Below are 25292 nucleotides of genomic sequence, written 5' to 3' on the forward strand. Positions count from 1 at the left end.
TCCTGAAAGTGGCAGGCACTCGCCTACTATTTTCAGGGAAAAACCATAAAAACACAAAATCAGGTGGAGAAAAACAAATCGTTTCTCTCCACCTGATTTATTTTAGGGACTTTTTAGACATCCCCTTCTGTTATTTCCCTTTTAAAGCTTGATCATTGACAAAGAAACGAATTTCATGATTGTTTTTTGTATTATTGTAGGAATAGTTCTTACTTGAAAATGGCGTATAGTCAAATTGGAAATATTCCTCTACCCCATCCGCTGTATTCCTTTTTTTCTTATAGATATTCATAAACAATTCTCGCTTTTTCTCTTGTTTTAATCGGCCATATGGAAAATTCGAATCATAAGCGTACAAGCGGATTAGATTAGGATCAAATTCGTCATATTCCATTTTATAGATATTCACAGCATGCCCACCTGAATCTTTATGCAAGGAGGCATACACTATATTTCCGTTTGCTAAAGCGTCCTCCACTTGATCTAAAATGGTTATATTCGAAGAATCATAAGGTTTAGTCTTATAATTTATAATTTCATTGGCATAGATCCACTGGGTTTCTAACATTTTTACTAGTGTTTGATCAGGCTCAGCTATTTTACTAGGATCAATCACGTAATCATCAACATATTTCTCTTTCCCAATATAGGAAATTTGCTCATCCGTAAAGCGGTAGCCATAAAGATACCCATCCTCTAAGAAAGAATATTGATCTAATTGTGGTTCTAAGTTATAGGATAACGTTTTATATCCAGCACTGCCCAAATACTCTCTTAACCAAGATTTAACTGTCTCTGGTTTATAACTTAGCTCCTTTTCGATTTCTTCATGATTAAACACTCGTTCAATGACACGAACAATGCCAGCACAAATTCCTCCATCCCCAAGTGGGGTTAACATATTACCGAAACGGAAGGCGTTCGAGTTGGAAAGAAAGCCGGTGTCAATCACTTTGGCAGAATATACCTCTTCCTGATGAAATTCTTCATCAAAAATCCACGGCATCGAATATTTTTTTACATAATCAGGGGTCCCCATAACTGTCCCATAATCAAGGAGGGCGCGGGCCAACCAATCCCCATCTGTCCCATCCAATGGCGCGAAAACCTTATCTAATAGGGCGTACACACCATCTAAAAAAGCCGCAGAAATAGGTCCGATTGTCCCAATCGACAATTCTGTAATCCCATATTCCTCATCTTCATATTTGTCTTCCACGAAGTCATCACTATCACGCCAAGCACGTTTAAAAATAAACACTTTATGATCGAAACCGGCAACTGCCCGGCTAAATTGAAACCCAGACACACGGAAATAATAATACTTTTCAATTCTTTCATAGGTATCTGGATCAAGGATATAGACCGGGAATGAATCATTAATCGTGGCAAAAATCGCATTATCTTCTACACGCTGTTTTTTAATTTCAACAAAATCTTCCTTATCAAAATCAAAATAAAAGGCCTTTAATTTCTTTTTATTTTTTACTCCTTCGGGAAGTTTCAACTCTACTTCCCCGGTGTAATTAAAAAATTGTACAGGCTCTCGAACAGGTTCATAAATAGCATCTAGCTCATCTTGCTGATAGGATTCAATAAATGAATGATACTTCGCATTTAAATCATTCGTATGTATGGCTACATCCAATTTTTCATCTTCAATACTAAATTCATCGATCGTATCTTTATCCAATGGTTTTGTTGGGTCAAGCCCTTCTTTAATTTTAGCCAGATCACTAATCCCATCATCAGCAGTTGAAAACTTTTTTGGGTCTGTGTGATAGGTATGAATTGCATCCCAATCCGATATTCCATTCCCTGATGTATCAGCGACATATGGATTTAAACCGGCATCCACTTTTTCTTTAATGGTCATTTTTTGCTTGCCAATTTTTTCATCACCATGTAACTTAACCGTCAAATCGGTAGAAATCGTCGGATCCTCTGGTAAAGCTTTTAAATATTTTTCTAGTTGATAATCTTTGTATTTTTGATAGCCCCAGATACCCCCAACAATCAGTAGAGATGAGGCAACAAACACCGTAAATAAGATGAAGATGATTTTTCCAACGACCCGTAAAAACTTCTTCACTGCAAAACCTCCCTAAAACCATTTCCTTTATCCAGCAGTTAAAATTTTCCTTTACCAATAATCAACGTACAGTATACGTCATCAAAAGTTCATTAGCGATTGATTCAGGAAAATTCGGGTAAAAAGAACGATATTCCTCCTGTTTTTCTATTGAATAACATAGGAAAAAGGATATATTTCACGACTTCCTAGTTTTACAATTTTATCCTTAGCATAAACTTCCTTTCGCTCCCATATGTTTCTATATAATTGAATCTGGAATGGAGCGATGTTGATGGCTGACCTTAATCCCCTAATTACAAAAGAGATGCTTGTACGTTATAATCAGTTAAATCAACAGAAAAAAAGAATAGAAGAACAGTTAGACGAGTTAAAAAAAGCATTTAATCATTACTTCGACCTATCTGTTGGATATCACGAGAAGGGGGAAGTAATAATGGATGAATATAAACTGCAAAGACAAATTCGTACGATAGAAAAATATGAACAAGAAGAAACTGTGAAAAGACTGGAAGCTCTTCATCTAAATGAATTAATTCAAAAAAAGCCTGACGATAAAAAAATCAAGTCTGCCCTAGATTTAGGTTTATTAAGTGAAACTGATTTAGACGGATGTAAAAAGGTAAATAAATTAAATATTGTCACAGTAAAGCCAGTGAGGGATTCAAAATAAGCCTGTCATGTTCATACATGACAGTTTTCTTTTTTGTCGATCATAAGAAAAGCGCAAGGCGCCCGCCTATCGGCGACAAGCAAATGTTCTGAACCAAAGAAAGGCGCTTTTTTGCCTTTCTTTGGTTCAGGTTATTTGACCTCGAGCCGATGGCGCCTGGAGCTGGATCAAGCATTAGCCAAAATTTATACTTTCTTATCTTTTAAAAAAAGACGATTGCTTTTTTATTCTTGAAAAATATATAATTGTTTACCCGAACTTCATGTTAAAATAATAAAATAAAAGGTATGAATAATAATAGACTTTCAAATTTACTTTTCATAAAAGGTGATCTAAATGTGGAAATGGATTTTACTTATTCTTGCACCATTTGTAATGCTAGCAATTTTCGAAGAAGTAATAAATTATATTGTATACCGCTTAACCGGCACAAGAAGAGAAAAAAAGAGCGTAACGAAAAAAGCTCCGAAAAATTCAAAATCAAAACAGCAAAGCCATAGCTCGTAAACGCTTTATTCGTTGCGAGTTCTTTTTATCTCAAATTTTAAAGATTTTGTTGATAATAAATGAAAAGTTTCTGAACAGATTGTATAAATACCCAATCACTGCGTATTTTTGGCTATAATGAGAGTATGGACGGTTTGGAGGTTTTTTTATTGAAAAAGTATGGATTGTTATTTTTATTATCCTGTTTATTAGTCATCGCAGGTTGTTCAGCTAAAGAAGGACGGCCGTTAGAAGATTTCCAATATACAGATCAAGATGGACAAAGCTTTGGGCTTGAGGACTTGAAGGGTAAAGTATGGGTTGCCAATTTATTTTTTACGAATTGCACAACCATCTGCCCCACCTTGACAGCCAACATGAGTGATATTCAACAGCAAGCAGAGGATGCGGGACTAGATGAAGTGCATTTTGTCTCGTTCAGTGTAGATCCAGAGGTTGATACTCCCCAAGACATAAAAAAATATGCAGAATCATTTGCAGCCAATTTCTCAACTTGGCATTTTCTAACGGGCTATAGCCAAAAAGAAATTGAAGATTATGCGCTTAAGAATTTCAAAGAATGGGTCGTCAAACCAGAAGATGATGACCAAGTCATCCATGGTACAAGATTTTTCCTTATAAATAAAAATGGTGAGGTTATTAGTGATTATCCAGGAGATCAGGATGTACCTTACAAACAAATACTAAAAGATATTAAGTCCGCTCTAAAACATTAAAAGCCAAGCAAAGAACGTTAAACTGTTCTTTGCTTGGCTATTGTTTTTTTAAACTAAGCGCAAATAAAGATTTTACTATCCATACAACTTGATCATAACCAAAATTACTCAAAATACGCTCTCATTTTTTTAGCAGCCATTTTTCCTTGCGTGATACAGTCCGGTAATCCAAGACCATCACATGAACTTCCGGTCACAAACACACCGGGCATATCTTTACTTAGCGATTCATGCATCTCATTCATTCGCCGATGATGTCCTACATTGTATTGTGGAAAAGCCTTCATCCACCTTGTCACGATGGAAAATTCTGGTTTGGCTGTTATATTTAATGTTTTCTTCAAATCCTCTAAAACTATTTCTTCAATTTCTGTATCTGATAAGTCAACAACCGTTTCTTCTCCTATGCGTCCTACATAACAACGTAGTAAGGCCATCCCTTTCGGAGCCGTATGCGGCCATTTTTTATGGGTCCACGTACAGGCCGTAATCGTATAATCACTATGTCTTGATACAACAAAACCTACACCATCTGCTAGATTAACAGCATCCTCTTTAAAGGCAGTGACTACCGTTGCCACTGTTGTAGCTGGCATGTCTGTATAGTCCCTTAAATATTTTTTAGCTGGCATTAGTTCTGCCATCATTGCATGTGGAAGAGCAAGAATCACTCCATCGGCTTGCAGTGATTCATCATCATTTAAGCTTAATTCATAATGGGCGTTTTTCACCTTTTTTAATTCTTTTACTGAAACGCCTTTTAGAATCGTCACATCCATAAGCTGCGTTTCAATCGCTTCAACCAGTGATTGTAAACCGTTTTTAAGTGTCAGGAAAACACCTTGGTTTTTGCTCGTTAAGGTACCTTCCGAAGCTGCTTGAGACATTTTCTTTAATCCACGAATTAAGCTCCGGTGTTCCTGCTCAGCTTCATAAAATTGCGGAAAGGTAGAGAGAAGACTTAACTGGTCCATATCACCAATATAAATGCCCGATAATAGAGGTTCCACTAAGTTTTCCGCAACCTCATCACCTAATCTCCTCCTAATAAAACTCCCAATCGATTGATCCCCTTCCACTTTAGATCGTGGCAAAACATAATCACAAGCTGCTCTCACTTTTCCTTGTACCGAAAAAAGACCCGTTTTCAAAAACGGCCCAAATTTCGTAGGAATCCCTATAATAGCCCCATCAGGCATAGGATACATTTGATCTTTTACAACTATATGCCTTTTCCCTGCGGTATTCCTTACAAGGTCATGTCCCAAGCCCACATCCTGTACTAGTTGCTTAGCACTTGGCTTTCGTTCCAGAAAGGAATCAGGTCCTTTTTCAATCACAAAACCATCTTTATATTCAGTCTGTATCTTACCGCCTAATCGATGATTTGCGTCAATAAGTGTCAATTCAATCGGCAATTGATATTGATTAATTGCTCGATTCAAATAAAAAGCGGAAGTTAAGCCGGTGATCCCTCCACCGACTATGACCACTTTTTTCTTTCGTTGATTCATAAAACCATCGCCTACTTTATCGATCCATTATTTTTTTCCGAGATGCTTGAGAACAACAGTAGACAATACATCAATAAATTCAGGCTGTGCATCTGGCATAGCAGGACGGTAATAAGCTGCTCCCACTTCATCTGTAACCACTTTACATTCCACATCATTATCATAGAGGACTTCCAAATGGGTAGAGACAAAACCAACTGGAATATAAACAAATGCTTTATATCCCTTGTCTTCAAAAAGTTCGCGCGTTAAATCTTGCACATCAGGTCCTAGCCATGGATCTGGTGTGTTTCCTTCACTTTGCCAGCCGACATGGTAATTTGCCACTCCTGCTGCTGCGGCTATCAATTTAGCCGTTTCTTTTAGCTGCTCTGGGTATGGATCGCCAAATTCTAATATCTTTTCTGGAAGACTATGGGCTGAAACAATCAAGCAAGCTGCTTCTCGTTCATTCTCATTCATATTTTCATAAATCGCTTTTACTTCATTTGCCCAGAACTGGATAAATTTAGGTTCATTATACCAACTCTCAATGGATGTAATTGTTGGTCCCCCACATTTATCCGCTGTCTCTTTTGCTCGCTGATTATAAGACTCGACACTAAAAGTAGAAAAATGTGGCGCAAGTACAATAGAAACAGCTTCTTCTATTCCATCTTCATGCATTTTCTGAACGGCATCTTCTATAAACGGCTCAATATGCTTTAGGCCAATATACGTTTTAAATTCAATTTCATCTTGAATCTCATTTAAATGATCTTGCAAACCATATGCTTGTTGTTCTGTAATTTTAGCTAATGGAGAGATTCCACCAATGGCTTGATAGCGATTTTGTAGATCTTCTAGTGCTTCTTTTGAAGGAGCTCGGCCATGTCGAATATGCGTATAATAACGCTCAATGTCCTCTTCATGGTACGGGGTTCCATATGCCATTACTAATAAACCCATTTTTTTCTTACTCATTTCCTTCACTCCTCGTTAATGATGACTGCTTTTACTTTTTACTATAACCATGAACAAAATCCGTTAATTTTTTTAATACTTCGGGATTTACCTCTGGAAACACACCATGACCGAGGTTAAAAATAAAACCTGGTTGTTCCATTCCTTGATCAAGTATTTCTTTGGCCTTTGCTTCAATCGTCGACCAATCAGCGATTAATACAGCGGGATCAAGATTTCCTTGTACAGCTTTGGTGACTCCCAGTTTTCTAGCTTCTGAAATCGGTAATCTCCAATCTAATCCAACTACATCAAGGGGCAAATCATTCCATTCCAACACGAGATGACTAGCTCCTACACCATGTAGAATCATTGGTACATTGACTTCTTTCATCTCTGTAAAGATTTTTTCCATTGTCGGTTTAATATAGGTTTGATAATCTGCTCGGCTTAATGCTCCAACCCATGAATCAAAAATCTGTAGAGCGCTAGCGCCTGCCTGTACTTGTGCTTTTAGATAGCGAACCGTCATATTCGCAAGCTTGTCCATTAAAAGGAACCAAGCAACAGGTTCAGCATACATAAAAGCTTTCGTTTTATGATAATTTTTCGAAGGACCTCCTTCAATCATATAGCTTGCCAAAGTAAAAGGTGCACCACCAAAGCCAATTAAAGGAACGGTTAGCTGCTCTTCTGTTAGGAGCTTGATCGTGTCTAATATATAAGGAATATCCTGCTCTGGATTTATTTCCCCTAACTTTTCAACATCTGCTTTCGAACGGATCGGTTGATCAATAACTGGTCCGATTCCACTTTTTATTTCAACATCGACTCCTAATGCTGGAAGTGGAGTCATAATATCTTTATAAAGGATCGCTGCATCGACATTGTACATATCAACTGGAAGTTTTGTGACATATGCACATAACTCAGGCTGATGCGTAATCTCAAATAAAGAATATTTTTCTTTTAATTTACGGTACTCAGCCTGTGATCGACCAGCTTGGCGCATATACCAAACAGGCACATGTTCCGTTTCCTCTCCCCTTGCTGCCCGCAAAAATGTATCATTTATTATTTTTCTCATGAATATATAATTCCGCCTTTCGCAAACATGCTATAATTTACTTAGAGTGCGTGTTCAAAAAGGAGGATAAAAAGGACCAAGAAGTTCGAGGCGGCGTAGTTTCGAGCAGCGGAATGTATGCTTTTAAATACATGAGCAGCACAGAAACAAGCCAACGAAGAAATTCGCAGTGTCATTTTTACCGGACTTTTTGAACATCCCCTTAGAATTATTATTAAGTGGTTATCCTAACTATATTATTTTTAGTAAGCAAAGTATAGCAACTAGTACCCCTTGTCATAAATTTGTTCTATTTCATTGTTACTTTTATTCATATTTTGTCCATATTGCGGAAGACTTTAAACCTACAGCCAAGATTAATCGTTTCAAGTTCATGAACAATGGGTAAAATACACCAAGATTAGCACCTAGTGATGATGAGAGAGGGAGTGATAGAATGTATATGTATATTACGGCTGGTACGTATTCATATTTAAAAAAGCTTGAGGAAAAACATCCGAACGAAAAAATGATGCTCATGCAAAACATACGTACAGCAGAATTATGGCATGAAACAGATAAACGTTCGCTCTTCCAATCACCACGTAAGTATGAAGTGATGGATGCGCTTGGTCATTTCACTAACGAAGGGTTTGTAGCATGCCATTATGTATCCGTTCGCGACGAAAACAGACCATTATTTGAGTATAACTTTGAAAATAAACTAGCGTTCATTGAACAGGAAGAAGGGTTATTAGCGGCACGAATCTTACGCCCATTATCAAGTGAAGTTTATATCATCATGACGATGTGGCAAAGTGAAAGGCACTATGTACGTTGGGAAAACTCCACCACTTTCGCCCAATTTCAAATTCATCAACACCTAGGGAATATTTTCTCGACCCCTCCTTATACGCATACGTTTACCGTTTCTGAAGAAGAGATAGAAGAGGATTCATTTAGCCCGGAGAGCTCTTGACTTTCCGGGTTAGTCTTTTATAACGCGAAATTTTTTAACAAAGGAATTACAGACTTTCTGAACATTCGCTATAAAAATACTGATATAATAATCTATAAAATACGATAGTCAGGGGCGTGGTGCAAAAATGAAAGAGCAATTATTTGAAAAATTGAACCGAAGTTACGATGAGATGGTTGAAATCCGAAGATACCTTCACCAACACCCCGAACTCTCCTTTCGAGAAAAAAAGACAGCCGCCTATATTGCGAAATATTATCAGAATTTGGGGATAACGGATATTCGTACAGGTGTGGGTGGCAATGGAATTGTAGCAAAAATAAGCGGTGGGAAACCTGGGAAGACGATTGCATTACGAGCTGATTTTGATGCTCTGCCTATTCAAGAGGAAACTGGACTTCCTTTTCAATCGACAACACCTGGTGTCATGCATGCTTGCGGCCATGATGGACATATGGCAATCCTCCTCGTACTCGCTAAAATCCTTTTTGAAATGCGGGAAGAGCTTGCAGGAAATTACGTATTCATCCACCAACACGCAGAAGAACTTTCACCAGGTGGTGCCAAGCCGATGATTGAGGATGGCTGTTTGGATGGTGTGGATGCCATTTTTGGTACTCATTTATGGGCAACCGTTCCATATGGTACAGTCGCTTATCGAAAGGGGCCGATTATGGCAGCAGCGGATCGATTTGAAATTAAAATTAATGGTTACGGCGGTCACGGTGCGCAACCACATAAAACAAAAGATTCCATCGTCATTGCCTCTCAATTGGTGATGAATTTACAACAAATTGTTAGTAGAAAAGTAGATCCGATTGAATCTGCCGTTCTTTCGATTGGCTATTTTCGGGCAGAAAATTCCTTTAATGTGATTGCCGATCAGGTAATCCTTGGCGGGACAGTCCGCACTTTTAAACCCGAAATGCAAGAGATGATCGAAAAGGAATTAGAGAGAATAACAAGAGGCACTTGCCATGCAGCCGATTGCGACTTTGAATTTCATTACTATAAAGGTTATCCTGCCGTTGAAAATCATGACGAGGAAACAGAGTTGCTTGTCCAATGTGCGAAAGAGATCCCAGAAATAGATCTTGTAGAAGAGTCCGTTCCAGAGATGACTGGAGAAGACTTTGCTTATTATTTAAAAAATGTACAAGGAACCTTCTTTTTTACCGGCGCCAAACCTGAAAATCTGTCTGTGCCGTTTCCCCACCATCATCCAAAATTTGATATCAATGAGAAAGCGATGCTTGCAGCAGCAAAAACACTTGGACTTGTTGCATTACAAGCTGCTGAGTTATAAAGTGAAACTTCATTCATTGGGGGTTTAGGCGTACAAGATGTACGTCACGCAGACGTTGCCACAGGACGTGGCGTTTTTAGTCTGCGTTCCACTTTCCCCCAATGATCGTTAGTTGAACCAATCGAGGATTTACTGCCAGTTGATCCGGGATAAAACAAAACAGAAAAGAGGAATTCTGCTGTGCCAGAACGCCTCTTTTCCTTTTAGTTAGAAGGTTTCACTAAAATTTTAATTTGATTTTTTTCTTTCATTAACGCCTCAAAGCCTTCAGATACTATATCATCAAGGGCTATTTTCTTCGTAACAAGTTGGTCCGCCTGAAAATAACCTTGATTCATTAATTCCATTACAGCTGGGAAAATATCTCTATAGGCAATGATTCCTTTCACAGATCTTTCCGTCAATACAATATTATTCGGAAGAATTGAAGCATCTGTTTCCCAAATAGATACGATAACCGTTTCACCTTCGAATGTCGTGGAATCAATGCATTGCTGTAAAACAGCCGGAACTCCCGTAACTTCATAGGCCACATCTACTCCGCCGTTCGTATATTCAAGAAGACGTTGAACAGCATCCTCTTCCATAGGGTTAATAACGGCTTTAGCGCCTAACTCCTTCGCTTTTTCTGCACGTTCAGGCGAGATTTCAATCGCATAAATTTCAGAGGCCCCTGCAGCGCGTAATGCTTCAATGATTAATAAACCAATAGGTCCCGCACCAAATACAGCCGCTTTATCTCCTGCTTTTAGTTTGCTTTGACGAACAGCATGAAGAGCTACAGCAGCAGGCTCTACCAACGCTCCTTGTTCAAATGTAAGTCCTTCTGGCATCTTATGGACCATATGCTCATCTACCATCGTAAATTCAGAAAATCCTCCACCGCCACCAGAGAGACCATGAAAGCCTAAATGCTCACATACATTGTATTTTCCTTTTCGACAGGCAGGGCATTCACCACAAGCAAGAATTGGTTCAACCACAACGGGATCGCCTACTTTTACCTTTGTCACATCTGAAGCGATCTCTGTTACAACACCAGAAAACTCATGCCCCATCACAATCGGAGCTACTTCCTTACTTACATAATGAGGTTCTTCCACTGGCACAAAAATAGGACCAGCCGCATATTCATGTAGATCACTCCCACAAATTCCAGCCCATTTCACTTCAATTTTTACTTTTCCTCGTGAGATGATAGGTTCATCTACCGATTCTACACGAATATCTTTTGCTTTATGCCATCTAGCTGCTTTCATCTTGACTCCCCCTTGAAAGATATTATGATGATCGATCATATGCTCACTATATCACAAATTTTGAAAAATGTCGTCCTTTTTTGCTACTTGAACGACATTTTTATACAAATTTATCCTGATTAAACTGGGTAGTAAGATTGAAGAAAACGGACTTTTTGAACACGCACTTATATAGAAAAGATTTTCTTTATTCTCGACGGCGCATAAACCCGGGCAAACAGGACAGCAAAGATAATCGAGATTCCCGCTACAACAGTACCTTGTACGATACCCCCACCTATCCATGCACAAACACCAAATAGAAGCGCCTGGAAGAGTAATATTTTCAATAATAATTGTAAAAAAGCGCTGTTTTTTTGGCTTTTCTTGATCGGGTAAAGATTTGTCCAGATTTTCATTTCATATCGTCTCAAGATTGGGAATAGCTGGAATCCTGTTAAATAAATAAACAATAAAGAGATCGCTAGTGCTAAATATAATTGATCACTCCAAAGAATTATAAGCGCTGAAATAACAGATAACCTTAAGATTAAACCTGAATACTCATTTGTTCTTACTAGAGCTCGGGAATATAAAAAACGATACGTCTGGTCACTTCCATATGGAATCGAAGAAAATACAATGTCAAGCCAACGTCTTCTTTTAACCCGTCCTTTTAAATGGGGCACATCGGTAAACATATTCGCTACATGGTAAAAAGCTTGCATTCTTGCTTGCTCCTTGTCAATCAGTCGCTCCCAGTTAATCCCTTTATTTTTTGCTGCTTCCCTAACATAAATTGAAAAAGCGGCTAAAATGAATAAGACGGCGCCAATAAACCAAAACGAAGCATTATTCAAGATAAAATAAAGCAAGAGTCCGCTTACCGCAAACCGAATAAGCCAATCGAAAAAAAGCGAATGTGAAGATGATATTTTGAGCATCCACCAATGAATCAATAAATTCCAATACTTTAACAAGGCTGTTAAAAGTAGCAAATACAAGAACCACTTAAAACTCTTTCCTGTTACTTGAACAAACATTGGCATACAAGCCGCAACCACGAAAACAATAAGATAAACTTGCGTGAGAAAACTTAATGTGATCGCCTTTTTGAAATATGGCTTAAGATTTGTCTCAAGCGGAAGCAAAAAAACGATATCTGCTTCTTTTAAAAGGGTTGTAATCGGACTTGCGGATAAAACCAAAGCGAACAGAATTGCCATAATGATGGCTACAGGAAATGAAGGTTGAAGCGTCTTGACCCATTGAGAATAATAGTATAGGGCGGCTCCCCCTCCGAAAATGAGAACAAATAATAAATGATCATTAAACATGTATTTCATATATTTCTGAAGCTCTCTTATATAGGCTTGTACTCTTTCCTTCCACAATTCATCTATTGTTTTCATCGATCTCTTCCTTTGTCAATTGCAAATAAATATCATCTAGTGTCGCATCTTTCATCGAAAATTCCTCCCGTAAATCCGCAAGCGTTCCCTTAGCCCTGATTTTTCCATTATGCAAAATAATAAAACAATCACAATAACGCTCTGCCGTAGCTAAAATATGGGTCGACATCAAAATACCTGCTCCATTGTTCTTCATCTTATCCATGAGATCCAAAAGGGATTGAATTCCGAGTGGATCAAGGCCAACAAATGGTTCATCAATGATATATAAAGATGGCTCATTTAAAAATGCACACATAATCATGACCTTTTGCTTCATCCCTTTAGAAAAATGAGCCGGAAACCACTTTAGCTTCTGATCAAGTCTAAATTCCTTTAATAATGGTTCAATCCGTTTTTTAAATACTTTTTCGGGAATGTCATAAGCCATAGCGGTCAATTTTAAGTGTTCTTCCAACGTCAACTCTTCATAAAGGATGGGTGTTTCCGGTACAAAGGAAAATTGTTTTCTGTATTCCTCTGGATTTTTTTTTAATGATAATCCATTAATTGTGATTTCACCTGAGCGCTCTTCCATTAATCCAATAATATGTTTAATCGTTGTGCTTTTCCCTGCTCCATTTAGTCCAATTAATCCTACAATTTGACCTGCAGCCACTTGAAAAGAAAGATCCTGTATGACTGGTTTTTTTGTGTAGCCGCCTGTCACATTTTTTATATCCAGTAAAGGCATGTACCCTCGTCCTCTCTTTTATTTCTCTGTACATTAGTTTACCAAATTTTTATATATATTGCCGATTCTTCTATCATGAAAAATCTCTTTTTTAAAAAGCAAGAAAAAATTAGTTTCTGTTGGATCTCACTTCAAACGACTTGGACTTTTCTTAAAAATTGGTCTTTTTTACCTGTATGAACGATTGAAAACTGGCCATTATAATGGATGAGGGGCGGGAAAAAGCTGAAACAGTCGAAAGACATGAACAGCATTGGAAAGTAAGTAGCGATGAACATTGATCATGAAATTGGAACAATCAAACTTGACTATTGACAAGGGAGATGATTCCGTTGGGCATGGTAATGAAAAGTCGGGAAAATCTTTTTACTAAGTTGTTTCTGTAAAAGGAAATAACTTACAAAGAGAATCTTTCCTTAAAACCCGCATATCCCTTCACAGTGCAAGGTTTCTTATGAAACCTTGCACGTTTTTTATTTAGGCCAACAGGACGTTGGTCACAAAGGCGTGGCGCCAGGATGGCGCGATTTTAGCCTTTGATCCATACCTATGTTAAAATAAATGTAAAAATTGGAAGGTGATATCAATGAGTGACTGTATATTTTGCAAAATTATTAATGGAGAGATTCCTTCAGCTAAGGTATTTGAAAATGATGATGTCCTCGCTTTTCTTGATATTAGTCAGGTTACAAAAGGACATACTCTTGTGATTCCCAAAATACATAAAGAAGACGTTTTTGATTTGGATACAGAAACGGCTGAAAAATTATTTTCCGTTGTTCCTGCTATTTCCCGAGCTTTACGTTCTGAATTTGACCTTAAAGGATTGAATATGATTAATAATAATGGCTCATTTGCCGGACAAGAAGTTTTTCATTACCATTTACATCTTGTTCCTCGTTATGATGAGAAAGATGGCATTCAAAAGAAATTCATCAGTCATCAGGCTGAATATACCCCTGATGATCTGCAACAGATTGCTTCGGCCATAAACCAAGCTATTCAAATTTAGGCCAACAGGACGTTGGTCAGAACAGCGTTGCGACGTACAAGGATGTACTAGTGCAGACGAAGCGACAGGACGGCGCGAACTTAGCTGTTCATCCACTTGATCCTTACTTTTTGTACATCCTCTTCTAGGAGTCTTTTTGGTCTTTCTTTACACACTCTCCTATGATAAAATATTCTTAACCTTTCGCTGTCGGCAAGAGAGCACGCCAGGAAAGAAATGAATAGCTAGATGAGAAGAGGAGAGAAAAAATGAAGACAAAAACACTTGTTATTTTATCCATGTTGCTAGGAATTGGGACGGTGCTCCATTTAGTTATGCCTGGAACGTGGGCGATTAAACCCGATATGATGCTGGCAATGATGTTTTTAGGGATTGCCTTATTCCCTGAAAAGAAAAACGTCTTACTTTTAGGAATTGCCACTGGGCTTTTGACCGCCTTAACGACAAGTTTTCCAATGGGGCAAATTCCAAATATCATTGATAAACCTATTACAGCCTTTGTCTTTTATGGACTATTTCTATTACTAAGCAAAAAGCTGTCGAAGCACCTTTCCCTTACCATTCTTACGGTTGTTTGCACATTCATCTCGGGTACCTTATTCCTTGGTTCAGCCTATATTCTATTTGAGCTACCGGGACCATTTATCGCTTTATTTGGATCAGCTGTATTACCAGCAATGGCACTCAATGCGATCATATTGTTTATTCTGTACCCACTTGTCATAACAATCTTAAAGAGAACGGATTTTGCTTCCACTGCTTCTATGTAATGAAATGTCCTGCCTGGTATGACCAAACGGTTATACCAGGTTCTTTTATTTTCCAAATATAGTAATGACAATCCCCATAATTAAAAAAAAGAGACCTACTCCCCCGCTAACAAAAATCCGCTCTTTCACGACTCTCTTCGGCGGAAAAATACCTGGGCGCAAATACATTGTTATTTGATAACCCATTATAAAAAGCAGAATGATCCCCATGATGATAATCATAAACTTTACAATTGTCATATCTGCCCACCTCTTCTCTCGACTGCCGCTTTTCTTTTAGAGCCAACTAATACTTAATCTTATGCTATTATATGAATAACCATGAGTAGATGGGGTAAAGAAAAATGAAGGATTTTTTTAACAAATGGAGAAGGTATTAAAAATAATATTAATTCTGAGGTGATACGAATGAACGGAAAAGCACTAGTAGCCGGTATTCTTGTTGGCGGTGTTGTTGGAGCAGCGACAGCATTACTCACTGCTCCAAGCTCTGGAAAAGAGCTGCGTACTCAAGTGAAAGAATCTAAAAATGATTGGGTCAAAATGGCAACGGAATTAAAAGAAGATGTAATGGATATTAAGGATTCCGTCACAAAAGTATCCAAGGAAGGTAAAGAAGTCATTAAAGAGCTTGCAGCTGATGTGAAAGTTGCAGTAGAAGAATGGCAAAGAAGCGTGGAGCCGAATAAAAAAGTGCTTCAAGAAGAAATGAAAGAAATTCAAAAGACCATTGCTCAACTTGAAGAAAAATTAAAAGAAAACCAGCTCTCTTCTAAAACTTCCTAAAAAGCTATGAAGGATTTCCATATTAAATGGAGATCCTTCATTTTTTTCGGTATTTTTAAAATTTATATCTTTATTAATCTTTACTTTATTGGCATAATGTTATTAAAGTAAAAAAGGCGGGGAAATACATGGAAGAAAAAGAATATTCATTTACCGAGTCTATGCTTTTTACCCAAAGAATGGCCCAACTATCAAAAGCACTATGGAAAGCAATTGAAAAGGACTGGCAAAGATGGATTAAACCATTCCATTTAAACATTAATGAACATCATGTTTTATGGATTGCGCATTATTTAAATGGGGCCACGATTTCAGACATCTCTAAATTTGGTGTGATGCATGTCTCCACAGCTTTTAACTTTTCAAAAAAGTTGGAAGAAAGGGAATTATTAACTCTTTCAAAACGGGAAAACGACAAGCGCAATACATACATAAAGCTCACAGATAAAGGGACAAACTTACTCATGGAATTAATGGCTGCCTATGAGCCTGCCAAAAATTCTGTTTATCAAGGTTCTCTTCCTTTACGTGAATTGTATGGTAAATTTCCTGAAGTGATTGAACTTCTAGCCATTGTTCGCAATATTTATGGAGAAGATTTCATGGAAATATTCGAGACATCCTTTTCCAGGCTAGAAAAGGAATTCTTAGAAAAAGAAAAGAATCATGATCGGGACGTAGAAAATGTTGTTTAACCCTCAATATTTCTTTTAAGTTTTTCCATAAGCTCCGGAAAAATTTGTTGCTTCAAGCATGCCTCAATCACCTCACGAGGATCTAACTTAGGTGTAAGTCTTAGTTTAAATTGAACGAAAAGCGGAGCATAAAAGATAAATTTCTCTGCTTTTTGTTCGAGCATTTCTTTATTCAGTTCCTCACACATTGTCAAGAATTCCTCTACCTCAGCTTGTCCCAAATTATTGGCGATCACCAATCGATCAAATTCAAATCCTTCCACATGTATCATCTTCATTAATAAGGTTTGATGGTATTCTAATTTTTCAATTCTTGCTAATAAATCATCCATAATCATTACCTCATATCCTAATCTTAGTCTTACCGGATTGCCGGTGAAACAACATTCCATTCATTTCATTCGATTTATTCTAAAAGCCTATTGATTTTACCTGTATTTCGTCGTAAAGTATGTAGAGTTATTTATTCATTTTCTTTTTGGAGGATCATACAATGCGCTGCTGGAAAGCATATAGTGTAAATAGAAAATATCACTTTTTACGGTTATTCACCACTTCTAGTTTCATTTCTTTACTTGTTTTTCTATTTATTTATGTCGTGATCCATACAACGGTCTCGGGACAATTAAAAGATAATCATGCACTCATTTTTTTTATTATCTTTATTTTACTATATCCTTTGCATAAATTTTGTCACTTATTGCCATTAAGAAGTGCATATGGAAAAATAAAGCTAAAAATTGAATGGTATTTTCATATATTGCCGATTATGCAATTAAATGTGTTTACACCTGTTTCTAAAGTCCAATATTCACTTGCACTCATTTTTCCGTTTATCATCATTAATTCTCTATTCATTGCGATGTTATTTCTATTTCCAAGTTATCGTCATTATATTGCTATTTTGCTATCTTATCATATTGGCCTCTGTACACCAGACTTTAAATTTTTAAAAACACTTCTAGCTTCCCCAAGTGGGGCCTTTATTGAGGAGAACGAAAATGGCTATGAAATCCTCATTAAAAATTAGTATGATCCTAGGGAGAGCTCTAGAGCATGTCTGCTCCAGCCATTTTTGTGTGAGCAGACAGACTTGCACAATTCAGTCCCATTCCATCTAAAAATTTGCTTTTTAGCGCACACTATTATATTTTAACAATTTATGTGTAAGAACTCGTTGTATTTCCCCCTATCTTTTTTACGATAAGTTTGCTATTCTTTTACTATATAGGAGACGAAGGGAAGGATAAAATATTGATCTCGTTTTTTTTGATTTTTGCTATTATTATTTTATACATATTTAATAACCTTACCAACTCCCTCTGTGTCCTTAGGGAAATACCTGAAGAACGCCAATCCAAAGTGTTTCGAACCATTAACACTTTGATCACCATTCTCCTTTTTTCCACTTACATTGAAATTTTGTATACTTGAAAATCAATAAAAAGGCGGAATTCCTTTAAATAGGAATCCCGCCTTTTTAACCATCTAATATTAGAGCCAAGACGCCCCCACGATAACTAACAGAATGAACAATACAACAATGAGGGCGAAGCCTCCGCCGTAGCCAACTCCTGACAATTACAACACCTCCTCTAGATCTTACTTTATATTATTCATTTTTTTATCATTGGTTAGGACGTTTGCCCAAGTTTTGCGTTTTTTACAAAATTATGCATATGTTCATGATGAATTGAACCAAAAAATGTTAGATTGAAAGGCAAATGCCACATTTTTCTAACCCCATGGTTTTGTTTACCATTCCCTATACCCTATGCCCTTTACGAGTCATTTGTTTGAAGCAAACGCCTATTTTTTGACGAATCATTAGAAAAAGTATTTATCATCCGCGCTAAACTATGGTATAGTATGTTTTGTGGCTTAAAACAATCTTCGACTTAAATTGTAGGGAGTTGTCAATTATGAAAAAGTGGGTGCTTTCCCTAACGTTAGCGGCGGGTGTCGTTGGACTTGCTGCTTGTAGTGGCGGCGGGGATACCGTTGCAAAATCAAAAGCAGGAAATGTATCGAAAGATGAATTGTATGAGGCAATGAAGGAAAGAGTTGGAGACCAAATGCTTCAACAGCTTGTGATTGAAAAAGTATTAGATAAAGAGTATAAAGTAAGCGATAAAGAGGTCGATAAAGAATTAAATAAAATGAAGGACCAGTTAGGACCTCAATTTGAAATGCAGCTATTACAAGCCGGGTTTAAAGATGAGGACGACTTTAAAGAAGTTCTTCATCTAAATCTGTTGCAACAAAAAGCCGCAACGAAAGACATTAAAGTGACCGATGACGAGGTAAAAGAATATTACGATCAAAAAGAACCAGATATTGATGTTCGTCATATAATTGTGGAGGACGAGAAAACAGCAAAAGAAGTTAAGAAAAAATTGGATAATGGGGAAGAATTTGCGGATTTAGCAAAAGAATATTCCCAAGATGCAACAGCGGAAACTGGTGGAGACCTTGGTACGATCTCAAGGGATGATCCTCAAATGGATGAGGACTTCAAAGCGGCTGCCTTTGATTTAAAAGAAGGCGAAGTAAGTGGTCCGGTTCAAACCCAATTCGGCTGGCATATTATAGAAGTCACAAAGAAACCAGAAAAAGAAGCGTTTGATAAGGTAAAGGATGAATATGCACAGGAACTAAAGGTGGCCAAGCTTGATCAGGATTCTAACCTTATTCTCCAAGCAATGAAGCGCGAGCTTAAAAAGGCAAAAGTAGAAGTAAAAGATGAAGATTTAAAAGCATCATTAGATTCCATATTGGACGCTCCTGATCCAGAGGATACAAATGATGAGCAAATGGATCAGCAAAAAGATGATTCCGCAAAGGATCAAGCTGACGACCAAGATGCATCCGAGGATAAATCAAAAGATGAAAAAAAAGATAAATAATGAATAAACTTATTACAAGAAAAAAAGCTGCCGACAGCAGCTTTTTTTCACTGTTAAGGAAACTATAAAATTCTTGGCTCGTGGATAAGTTCTAATAGTGGGTATTGACGTCTGGCTCCAGCGCCTAGCGACTAGCAAATTTACGCCATAAGTCAACATCGGCTCCTTCGTCGCCGTGTTTCCTTTATCTTAGGCCAACAGGATGTTGGTCAGAACGGCGTTGCGCCAGGACGGCGCGTCTTTAAGCCGTTCAACCTTATTACTTTAAATTTGTACGTCGCTGAACAGGCGCTTGCGCCTTTGTTCTTTATATTAACTGGTTGTTTTAAGCTTTTTTTTCTCCTCTTTTTCCTTCTGCATCCGATCTACGTAAATTTGTCCTTCTTTTTCAATCCATTCCTCTTCCATATCTCGATCCTCTTTCGCTGTCTTCACTGCCATGAATGCGCTTATGAAGATCCCTGCAACGACTACGTATATCCAGATAGGTAAACTCAAGCTTGTCCACTCCTTCTTCTACTTGTTTAATCAATACTGAGACAACTGATCATTGGTAAAATATATGCACGACAAGAAAAAAAATGCCTTTCAATTGAAAGGCATTAAGAATGAAATGTGGGTTTATAAAATGAACGGTTATCCAAAGGAAAGATCCTTTCGGAAAATTCACCAGGTTTCACCCGTTTTAAACTACGATCTAACATATTCATTTTCGCATCGATATTATCAATGATATGCAGGATTTCCGCTTCTTTAATCATTGGTTGTTTCGGACTTCCCCATTCCAATTTTCCATGATGGCTTAAAACGACATGTTGTAACACAACGACCTCTTCACCCTGAATCCCTAATTCTTCTGCCGCTTTCGCTATTTCATTCACAATAATCGTAATATGCCCCAATAAATTTCCTTCCACTGTATACGTCGTAGAAACAGGACCCGACAATTCAATGACTTTTCCCAAATCATGAAGAATAATCCCGGAATACAAAAGATCCCGATCCAAGAACGGATAGAGCTCTGCAATCGCTTTTGCTAAATCAAGCATGGAGACAACATGAAACCCAAGCCCTGAGACGAATTCGTGATGATTCTTTGTTGCAGCTGGATATTCTAAGAATCGATCTAAATATTTTTTCATCAAATGTCGAGTGATTCGTTGGATATTCGGATTCTTCATTTCAAATATATATTGAGTGATTTTACTCGAGATTTCTTCTTTATCGATTGGAGCTGTCTCAAGAAAATCAGCAACGTTCACTCCATCGTGTGCGGATGTAGGGCGAATTTGCCTAATTTTCAATTGCAACCTTCCCCGATAATTATGTACTTCACCCGCTACTCGAACAATCGTTTCAGCTTGGAAGATTCTTACCTGATCATTCGAGATATCCCATAATTTCGCCTCAATATCCCCTGACTTATCCTGTAAAATTAAGGTTAAAAAAGGCTTTCCATTACTTGCCATACCTTTTGTTGCACTTTTAATCAATAAAAAGAGGTCAACCTGCTCCCCAACCTCATGTTCTAATATTCCTTTCATCAACTACGCCTCCGTTCCTAGTTGCTTCTTTTTAAAATTATATCATACTATGACTCTTGTCGCTTTCTGAACTTAGTTCACTATTCTTAGATAGCGTAAAGATGCAATCACTTGGAAATAGCTCCCTTATATGTTCATGACATGTAAATAAAAGTACTTGAGTATCCTCACTGATTTTTTGTATGAGCGTACATACTTTTTTAGTTCTATTTTTATCAAAATTCACGAAACCATCATCAATCATAATCGGGAAGGAATAATTGCTTTGAATAACAAATACTAAGGCAAATCTTAAGGCGATATATAATTGCTCTTTCGTACCTTGACTTAGTTCAAAGGGCTCCATTAAAGCACCGTCTTTTCTTTCCACATATAATTGACCATTTTCTTGATAATATAATGAAGGGTATTGGCCATCCGTCAAGAATGCAAAGTATTCCTTGGCTTTTTTTACAACTTTGGGAAATCGATCTAATATATAATTATTCATTGTTGCTTGCAGTAAGGAGATCGCCATATTAACCTTAGCCCAATTCATTGCTTCTTCCTGAAAAATCGATTGAGATTGATAGAAGCGATGTAGTTTTTCTGTATACGTACCACCTTCCTCCAAAACACCAATCTGATGATCGAGTGTGGTAGCTTCTTGCCTAATATTTTTCAAACTTCTTTCGATCTCTTTGATAAACATTAAAAGCTGAGCATGCTCTTGTTTTAATTCATCCTGTGAGGCATATAAGCTAAAATCTTCTTTTACAGATTGATTGAGTTGGTCTTGTAAAATTTGTTGCCTGGAATGCAATTGGCACATTTCTTCGTGATTTTTAGCCTTGGCGCGAAAACTTTCTTCATCGGCTGTACCAGCCTTTTTTTGTAATTGGTTAAGGAGATGATTGTATTCCTTATACTCCGATTCAAGAGTCTGCCGCTCACTCTCTAATTCTTCTATTTTGCTCTCCCACTCTTTTTGTCTAATTAATTTCTCCTCTTCCTGTTTCAATGTCTGTTTAATTAAAAAGAGCGTTTCGGACGGATCTCCTAACGTGTAATCAGCTGCACTGGCAATAAATTCGAGTTCTTGCAACCAATTCATCTGCTTATCGTCCTTTTCTTGTAAACTTCTTTGTAACTTTTCTAGTTTCCTCTGCCGCTCCTCTCTTTCCGTTAATAAATCAATCGCTTCCTCTAAACGGATATGAGGAAAGTCAACTGGTAATCCGAGTGATTCCTTACAAGTTTGAAGTTTTGCTCTATTACGATCTAAGGAGACGTTTATCTGCTGCTCTTGATCAAGTAAATCCCTTTTTGCTTGTTCAGCCTGGTCTAGTTCCTGATACATTCTTTTCCATTCATTCCGTAATTCGAGTTGCTCTTCATAAACTATGATAGGATGATAATCTTTACTCCGCTTTTCTAACTCTACTGTTAATTCCTGAATTTGTAATGTTAGGTGCTCATCTGAACTTTTTTTTGTTTTATTTACCAAAAAAGCCGAAAGTAATAGATAGCCGCATATCCCGCCCGTGAATAAACCAAGGAGCCATTGCGTTGTGAAGATCGACCAGACAAAGAGCATTAGACTAAGGAAGAAAAGTAGCCCTTCCCCTATTCTTATATAGTTGTTTTGTTTTTTTACCTTGTGAAGATCTTGCCTATTTTGGCTCTGGTTTTTCTTTTCTTGTAATAATTCTTCTAATCTAATCCACTCATTTTTATCCTTTTGCAGTTGCTTGAAATCAGCTTCTGACCACAAATTTTCTTCAATGCTTTGACACTGGGCTTCAATCTCGACATATTCTGCTGAGACTTTTTGCAGTTGTTTTGAAAGATCTTCTGCTTGTAACTGAATTTTAAGTTGCTCATTCCGTAACTTCCTTATTTCCTCTTTTACCGCAATACCCAAATTCGGTTTTTCTTTCATCATATAGAGACCTAAAGCTTGTTCGATCTCTTCTATTCGCACTTTATTTTCTTCTATTTTCCTTTTGCTTTCCTCTATATCCTCTTGGTTTTGCAGAAATAACGGCCATTCTTGAATAAGCTTTTCCGCCCGATGAATAACCGGTTGAAAAGCCGTAGATGGCTGTGATTCCGCTCGTATTTGCTTTGTTTTCTCTAACTTTCTGACAACACTTTCTATTTGATTGCGAAGCAGGATCTGTTTATCTAAATATTTTTCATATCTTTTTAATCCATCTACAGGGAAATCTACCCATCCAAGTTCTTCTAAGCGTTGTTCAATTCGATGGTCCTCTTGTAGAATCGACCATTTTTCCAGTACTGTTGTCGCCTTCTGTAATTTAGCGGTTTTCTCCTTTAATTCATTTTCAAGTTTTATCCGCTTTTGGTCTAAGCGATCCTTTTGTAATAATAATGATTCATATTCACTGTTTTGCTGCTTCGCTTTTTTCAACTCTTGTTCAGATTCCTTTAATTGCTGTAGGAGTTGGTTTAATTTCGGTTTTCTTCCATTCGGCTTAAATAGCTGTTCAGATTCCTTTTTTAGATCTTCTTCTACAGAGAGTAGTTGATCGGTCCCAAACGTACCTGCTGCTAACAAATAGCGACCAATTTCTGTTCCTTTCAGGCGTTGAACTTCTTGAATCCCCTTAAGATCAAAAGAAAACAAATTTTGATATAGTGTTTTATTCATACCAGATAATAAAGGAATTAAGCGTTCTTCCCCACCCATTGTACCGTCCTCAAATTGAACTTGAACCTCACCACCAGCTTTCCCCTTCATCCGCTCGATCACGACTTCCCCATCTGTTTCTGTCTCAATTACGATTCTCCCACCATAAGCATGACTGTATTTGGGTTCATATCTTAATTGAGAAGACTGTCTAGACGGAAAACCAAATAATATACTGTGGATAAAGGACATTATTGTCGATTTTCCTGCTTCATTATGGCCGTAAACAACTTGCAACGATCCGATCGTATTCCATTCAAACCCTGTAAATTTTCCATACCCGTATATGGACAGGCTTTTTATCTTCATCTATTTTCCCTCTCCTTCTTGACAACGAACCGCTCACTTATTAATTTCTGTGCTTCCACTAAAAGTTTCGCTTTCATGGTGTCAGTTAACGGAGATAAATAGCGACTAGCATATACATGAGTATATAAAGTCGAAAGGGAATCATCTATCTCTTCAAGCTTGTAATCTGAAATGGTTTGATTCAACAAGTTCCAAAAAGTCGGGTCTTCAAATGAAACTTTATTCGATATTTCCTCTTCCGTACTAATTTTATATGGCCATATGAATAAAAGGCCCCTTTCTACACCCTCTTGAAGCATTTCCAAAAATTCTCCGTTTTCGATTCTTTGCTTTATGGCAGAAGAAAGGGAGGATGAACGGCTAAGGTCGCCATTTCCTGTGGCAACGCCGTCCTGACCCGCTTCCTGTGGGCCCGAATCTTTTAATATGATTTCAAGTAATACACTACACTTCTCCTTATTAAGGATATTTTCCATTTCGGTTACACACTTCGTATACAAGTCAGTAAAACTCATTCCTTCCACACAACGAATATCTAAGCTCTCCCACTGAATCACAGAAGTAGGGATTGCCTGTAGGCTAGTCTCTCCTTCTACATTCATCACAACCTCATAACCTATTTTTTTCCCTTTTTCATTCTTATGTCGGCCTTGTGGGTTTCCCGGATACACAATATATGGGTCCTTGTGTAATATTTCGCTTTTATGTATATGACCTAATGCCCAATAATCCATTTGTTTTTGTAATAATTCTTGAATGGAAAATGGGGCATATGGTTGATGCTCACTTCGGCTACTTTCACAATGTCCGTGTAATAGGCCAATATGAAAATCAGCTTCCCCTTCTTTTATAAATTCGGAGACTTTTCTCTTTGTCACATGTCTGGTTGGATAACTAAAGCCATATAAATGAACGTTTAGTCCTTTTTTGGTTGTAAAAGGAATACAGGAAACTTCCTCAGTAAATATATGAACATTGGAAGGCATATCTAAATTCAGCCAAGAGCCTGATAAATGATCATGATTACCATGCGAAATAAAAACATGAATCCCTACCTGCTCAAGCCTAACCATTTGTTGTCTTAATCTTGCCTGGGCTTTAATACTTCGATCCTCCCCATCAAATAAATCCCCTACGATCACTATAAAGTCAACATCCCTTTCAATCGCTTCATCGATTAATGTTTCAAACGCTTGAAAGGTACTATTTTGGATTCGTTTAAAAAGATCTGTGGGGACATTTTTCAAACCAAGAAAAGGGCTGTCCAAATGCAAATCAGCTGTATGGATAAAATGAATCTCCTTTTTCAATTGGATCCTCTCCTCAAAACGAATATATGTTCCATCATACAATAAATACGCAGAAAAAAACAGCGTATGGACACGCTGTTTTTTAAATTC

Annotated in this window: 26 protein-coding genes; 12 read left to right on the forward strand and 14 right to left on the reverse strand. The window is 37.5% G+C overall.

Features of this window, described 5'->3' with window-relative positions:
- Positions 1-130: 130 nt before the first annotated feature.
- Positions 131-2092, reverse strand: a complete 1962-nt coding sequence (locus KI363_RS14710) for a hypothetical protein (RefSeq protein WP_212966813.1) — start codon at positions 2090-2092, stop codon at positions 131-133.
- Between the two features lie 274 nt (positions 2093-2366).
- Here KI363_RS14710 and KI363_RS14715 point away from each other — a divergent pair, with 274 nt between their 5' ends.
- From KI363_RS14715 to KI363_RS14725, 3 genes are all read left to right on the forward strand, one after another.
- Positions 2367-2765 (forward strand): hypothetical protein, encoded by a 399-nt coding sequence (locus KI363_RS14715; protein ID WP_158323755.1) that lies wholly within the window; start codon positions 2367-2369, stop codon positions 2763-2765.
- A 336-nt stretch (positions 2766-3101) separates the two neighbouring features.
- On the forward strand, positions 3102-3272 hold the full coding sequence (locus tag KI363_RS14720; RefSeq protein WP_212966814.1) for a hypothetical protein: 171 nt from the start codon (positions 3102-3104) through the stop codon (positions 3270-3272).
- Positions 3273-3421: 149 nt separating this feature from the next.
- The gene (locus tag KI363_RS14725; protein WP_246516894.1) at positions 3422-3988 is read left to right on the forward strand and encodes an SCO family protein; all 567 of its coding nucleotides are present in this window, start codon (positions 3422-3424) and stop codon (positions 3986-3988) included.
- A 104-nt stretch (positions 3989-4092) separates the two neighbouring features.
- On the opposite strand, the gene hemY is transcribed toward KI363_RS14725, so the two are convergent.
- Genes hemY through hemE form a run of 3 tightly spaced genes read right to left on the reverse strand, consistent with a single transcriptional unit; the run spans position 4093 to position 7531 of the window.
- The gene (hemY, locus tag KI363_RS14730) at positions 4093-5502 is read right to left on the reverse strand and encodes a protoporphyrinogen oxidase (protein ID WP_212966816.1); all 1410 of its coding nucleotides are present in this window, start codon (positions 5500-5502) and stop codon (positions 4093-4095) included.
- A gap of 27 nt (positions 5503-5529) precedes the next feature.
- Positions 5530-6465 (reverse strand): ferrochelatase, encoded by a 936-nt coding sequence (hemH, locus tag KI363_RS14735; protein ID WP_158323758.1) that lies wholly within the window; start codon positions 6463-6465, stop codon positions 5530-5532.
- 31 nt (positions 6466-6496) lie between these two features.
- Positions 6497-7531 carry a uroporphyrinogen decarboxylase gene (gene hemE, locus KI363_RS14740; protein ID WP_158323759.1) on the reverse strand — a complete coding sequence of 345 codons (1035 nt, stop codon included), beginning with the start codon at positions 7529-7531 and terminating at the stop codon, positions 6497-6499.
- Positions 7532-7967: 436 nt separating this feature from the next.
- Between hemE and KI363_RS14745 the strand changes: the two genes are divergently transcribed.
- Together KI363_RS14745 and KI363_RS14750 are read left to right on the forward strand one after the other, a co-directional pair.
- Entirely contained in the window at positions 7968-8489 is a 522-nt protein-coding gene (locus KI363_RS14745; RefSeq protein WP_212966817.1) for an antibiotic biosynthesis monooxygenase family protein, read from the forward strand.
- 127 nt (positions 8490-8616) lie between these two features.
- On the forward strand, positions 8617-9795 hold the full coding sequence (locus tag KI363_RS14750; RefSeq protein WP_212966818.1) for a M20 family metallopeptidase: 1179 nt from the start codon (positions 8617-8619) through the stop codon (positions 9793-9795).
- A 203-nt stretch (positions 9796-9998) separates the two neighbouring features.
- Here the strand turns inward: KI363_RS14750 and KI363_RS14755 are convergent, their stop codons facing one another.
- The 3 genes from KI363_RS14755 to KI363_RS14765 form a co-directional block, all read right to left on the reverse strand.
- Positions 9999-11054, reverse strand: coding sequence for a 2,3-butanediol dehydrogenase (locus KI363_RS14755; protein ID WP_212966819.1), 1056 nt, complete (start codon positions 11052-11054; stop codon positions 9999-10001).
- A 167-nt stretch (positions 11055-11221) separates the two neighbouring features.
- Positions 11222-12445, reverse strand: a complete 1224-nt coding sequence (locus KI363_RS14760; protein ID WP_212966820.1) for an ABC transporter permease — start codon at positions 12443-12445, stop codon at positions 11222-11224.
- Positions 12429-13178 (reverse strand): ABC transporter ATP-binding protein, encoded by a 750-nt coding sequence (locus tag KI363_RS14765; RefSeq protein ID WP_158323764.1) that lies wholly within the window; start codon positions 13176-13178, stop codon positions 12429-12431. The genes KI363_RS14760 and KI363_RS14765 overlap by 17 nt, the downstream gene beginning before the upstream one ends.
- Before the next feature lie 586 nt (positions 13179-13764).
- Between KI363_RS14765 and KI363_RS14770 the strand changes: the two genes are divergently transcribed.
- The gene (locus KI363_RS14770) at positions 13765-14190 is read left to right on the forward strand and encodes an HIT family protein (protein ID WP_158323765.1); all 426 of its coding nucleotides are present in this window, start codon (positions 13765-13767) and stop codon (positions 14188-14190) included.
- Positions 14191-14438: 248 nt separating this feature from the next.
- Positions 14439-14960, forward strand: coding sequence for a tryptophan transporter (locus tag KI363_RS14775; RefSeq protein WP_158323766.1), 522 nt, complete (start codon positions 14439-14441; stop codon positions 14958-14960).
- A gap of 45 nt (positions 14961-15005) precedes the next feature.
- On the opposite strand, the gene yhzF is transcribed toward KI363_RS14775, so the two are convergent.
- Positions 15006-15200: a membrane protein YhzF gene (yhzF, locus tag KI363_RS14780; RefSeq protein ID WP_158323767.1), complete on the reverse strand. Its 195-nt coding sequence runs from the start codon at positions 15198-15200 to the stop codon at positions 15006-15008.
- A gap of 168 nt (positions 15201-15368) precedes the next feature.
- Here yhzF and KI363_RS14785 point away from each other — a divergent pair, with 168 nt between their 5' ends.
- Entirely contained in the window at positions 15369-15746 is a 378-nt protein-coding gene (locus KI363_RS14785) for a YtxH domain-containing protein (protein WP_158323768.1), read from the forward strand.
- Between the two features lie 128 nt (positions 15747-15874).
- Positions 15875-16441: an HTH-type transcriptional regulator Hpr gene (locus KI363_RS14790; protein ID WP_212966821.1), complete on the forward strand. Its 567-nt coding sequence runs from the start codon at positions 15875-15877 to the stop codon at positions 16439-16441.
- Here KI363_RS14790 and KI363_RS14795 read toward each other — a convergent pair.
- The gene (locus KI363_RS14795; protein ID WP_158323770.1) at positions 16438-16773 is read right to left on the reverse strand and encodes a DUF1878 family protein; all 336 of its coding nucleotides are present in this window, start codon (positions 16771-16773) and stop codon (positions 16438-16440) included. The two genes, KI363_RS14790 and KI363_RS14795, sit on opposite strands and share 4 nt — an antisense overlap.
- A 161-nt stretch (positions 16774-16934) precedes the next feature.
- Between KI363_RS14795 and KI363_RS14800 the strand changes: the two genes are divergently transcribed.
- Both KI363_RS14800 and KI363_RS22085 read left to right on the forward strand, forming a co-directional pair.
- Complete coding sequence (locus KI363_RS14800) at positions 16935-17471, forward strand: DUF3267 domain-containing protein (RefSeq protein WP_158323771.1); 537 nt, start codon at positions 16935-16937, stop codon at positions 17469-17471.
- Positions 17472-17695: 224 nt separating this feature from the next.
- Positions 17696-17875, forward strand: a complete 180-nt coding sequence (locus KI363_RS22085) for a hypothetical protein (protein WP_158323772.1) — start codon at positions 17696-17698, stop codon at positions 17873-17875.
- 60 nt (positions 17876-17935) lie between these two features.
- Here KI363_RS22085 and KI363_RS14805 read toward each other — a convergent pair whose 3' ends face one another.
- Positions 17936-18022 (reverse strand): YjcZ family sporulation protein, encoded by an 87-nt coding sequence (locus KI363_RS14805; protein WP_158323782.1) that lies wholly within the window; start codon positions 18020-18022, stop codon positions 17936-17938.
- A 341-nt stretch (positions 18023-18363) separates the two neighbouring features.
- Here KI363_RS14805 and KI363_RS14810 point away from each other — a divergent pair, with 341 nt between their 5' ends.
- A complete protein-coding gene (locus KI363_RS14810; protein WP_212966822.1) occupies positions 18364-19347 on the forward strand; it encodes a peptidylprolyl isomerase in 984 nt (327 codons plus the stop codon).
- Positions 19348-19659: 312 nt separating this feature from the next.
- On the opposite strand, the gene KI363_RS14815 is transcribed toward KI363_RS14810, so the two are convergent.
- From KI363_RS14815 to KI363_RS14830, 4 genes are all read right to left on the reverse strand, one after another.
- Positions 19660-19845 carry a sporulation YhaL family protein gene (locus KI363_RS14815; protein ID WP_158323774.1) on the reverse strand — a complete coding sequence of 62 codons (186 nt, stop codon included), beginning with the start codon at positions 19843-19845 and terminating at the stop codon, positions 19660-19662.
- A gap of 104 nt (positions 19846-19949) precedes the next feature.
- Complete coding sequence (gene yhaM / locus KI363_RS14820) at positions 19950-20894, reverse strand: 3'-5' exoribonuclease YhaM (protein ID WP_212966823.1); 945 nt, start codon at positions 20892-20894, stop codon at positions 19950-19952.
- A 34-nt stretch (positions 20895-20928) separates the two neighbouring features.
- Positions 20929-23892, reverse strand: a complete 2964-nt coding sequence (locus tag KI363_RS14825) for an ATP-binding protein (RefSeq protein WP_212966824.1) — start codon at positions 23890-23892, stop codon at positions 20929-20931.
- The gene (locus KI363_RS14830) at positions 23889-25202 is read right to left on the reverse strand and encodes a metallophosphoesterase family protein (RefSeq protein ID WP_212966825.1); all 1314 of its coding nucleotides are present in this window, start codon (positions 25200-25202) and stop codon (positions 23889-23891) included. Before KI363_RS14830 ends, KI363_RS14825 begins: the two co-directional genes overlap by 4 nt.
- Between the last annotated feature and the right edge of the window lie 90 nt (positions 25203-25292).

The organism is Lederbergia ruris, assembly GCF_018332955.1.
Taxonomy (GTDB): Bacteria; Bacillota; Bacilli; order Bacillales; family Bacillaceae_C; genus Lederbergia; species Lederbergia ruris.

Coding starts and splice junctions, on each gene's coding strand:
- KI363_RS14750 (WP_212966818.1), top strand. CDS start 8,617: ATGAAAGAGCAATTATTTGAAAAATTGAACCGAAGTTACGATGAGATG.
- KI363_RS14810 (WP_212966822.1), top strand. CDS start 18,364: ATGAAAAAGTGGGTGCTTTCCCTAACGTTAGCGGCGGGTGTCGTTGGA.
- KI363_RS14720 (WP_212966814.1), top strand. CDS start 3,102: ATGTGGAAATGGATTTTACTTATTCTTGCACCATTTGTAATGCTAGCA.
- KI363_RS14795 (WP_158323770.1), bottom strand. CDS start 16,773: ATGGATGATTTATTAGCAAGAATTGAAAAATTAGAATACCATCAAACC.
- KI363_RS14765 (WP_158323764.1), bottom strand. CDS start 13,178: ATGCCTTTACTGGATATAAAAAATGTGACAGGCGGCTACACAAAAAAA.
- KI363_RS14745 (WP_212966817.1), top strand. CDS start 7,968: ATGTATATGTATATTACGGCTGGTACGTATTCATATTTAAAAAAGCTT.
- hemH (WP_158323758.1), bottom strand. CDS start 6,465: ATGAGTAAGAAAAAAATGGGTTTATTAGTAATGGCATATGGAACCCCG.
- KI363_RS14760 (WP_212966820.1), bottom strand. CDS start 12,445: ATGAAAACAATAGATGAATTGTGGAAGGAAAGAGTACAAGCCTATATA.
- KI363_RS14785 (WP_158323768.1), top strand. CDS start 15,369: ATGAACGGAAAAGCACTAGTAGCCGGTATTCTTGTTGGCGGTGTTGTT.
- KI363_RS14790 (WP_212966821.1), top strand. CDS start 15,875: ATGGAAGAAAAAGAATATTCATTTACCGAGTCTATGCTTTTTACCCAA.
- yhzF (WP_158323767.1), bottom strand. CDS start 15,200: ATGACAATTGTAAAGTTTATGATTATCATCATGGGGATCATTCTGCTT.
- KI363_RS14800 (WP_158323771.1), top strand. CDS start 16,935: ATGCGCTGCTGGAAAGCATATAGTGTAAATAGAAAATATCACTTTTTA.
- KI363_RS14715 (WP_158323755.1), top strand. CDS start 2,367: ATGGCTGACCTTAATCCCCTAATTACAAAAGAGATGCTTGTACGTTAT.
- KI363_RS14775 (WP_158323766.1), top strand. CDS start 14,439: ATGAAGACAAAAACACTTGTTATTTTATCCATGTTGCTAGGAATTGGG.
- hemY (WP_212966816.1), bottom strand. CDS start 5,502: ATGAATCAACGAAAGAAAAAAGTGGTCATAGTCGGTGGAGGGATCACC.
- KI363_RS14755 (WP_212966819.1), bottom strand. CDS start 11,054: ATGAAAGCAGCTAGATGGCATAAAGCAAAAGATATTCGTGTAGAATCG.
- KI363_RS14770 (WP_158323765.1), top strand. CDS start 13,765: ATGAGTGACTGTATATTTTGCAAAATTATTAATGGAGAGATTCCTTCA.
- hemE (WP_158323759.1), bottom strand. CDS start 7,531: ATGAGAAAAATAATAAATGATACATTTTTGCGGGCAGCAAGGGGAGAG.
- KI363_RS14825 (WP_212966824.1), bottom strand. CDS start 23,892: ATGAAGATAAAAAGCCTGTCCATATACGGGTATGGAAAATTTACAGGG.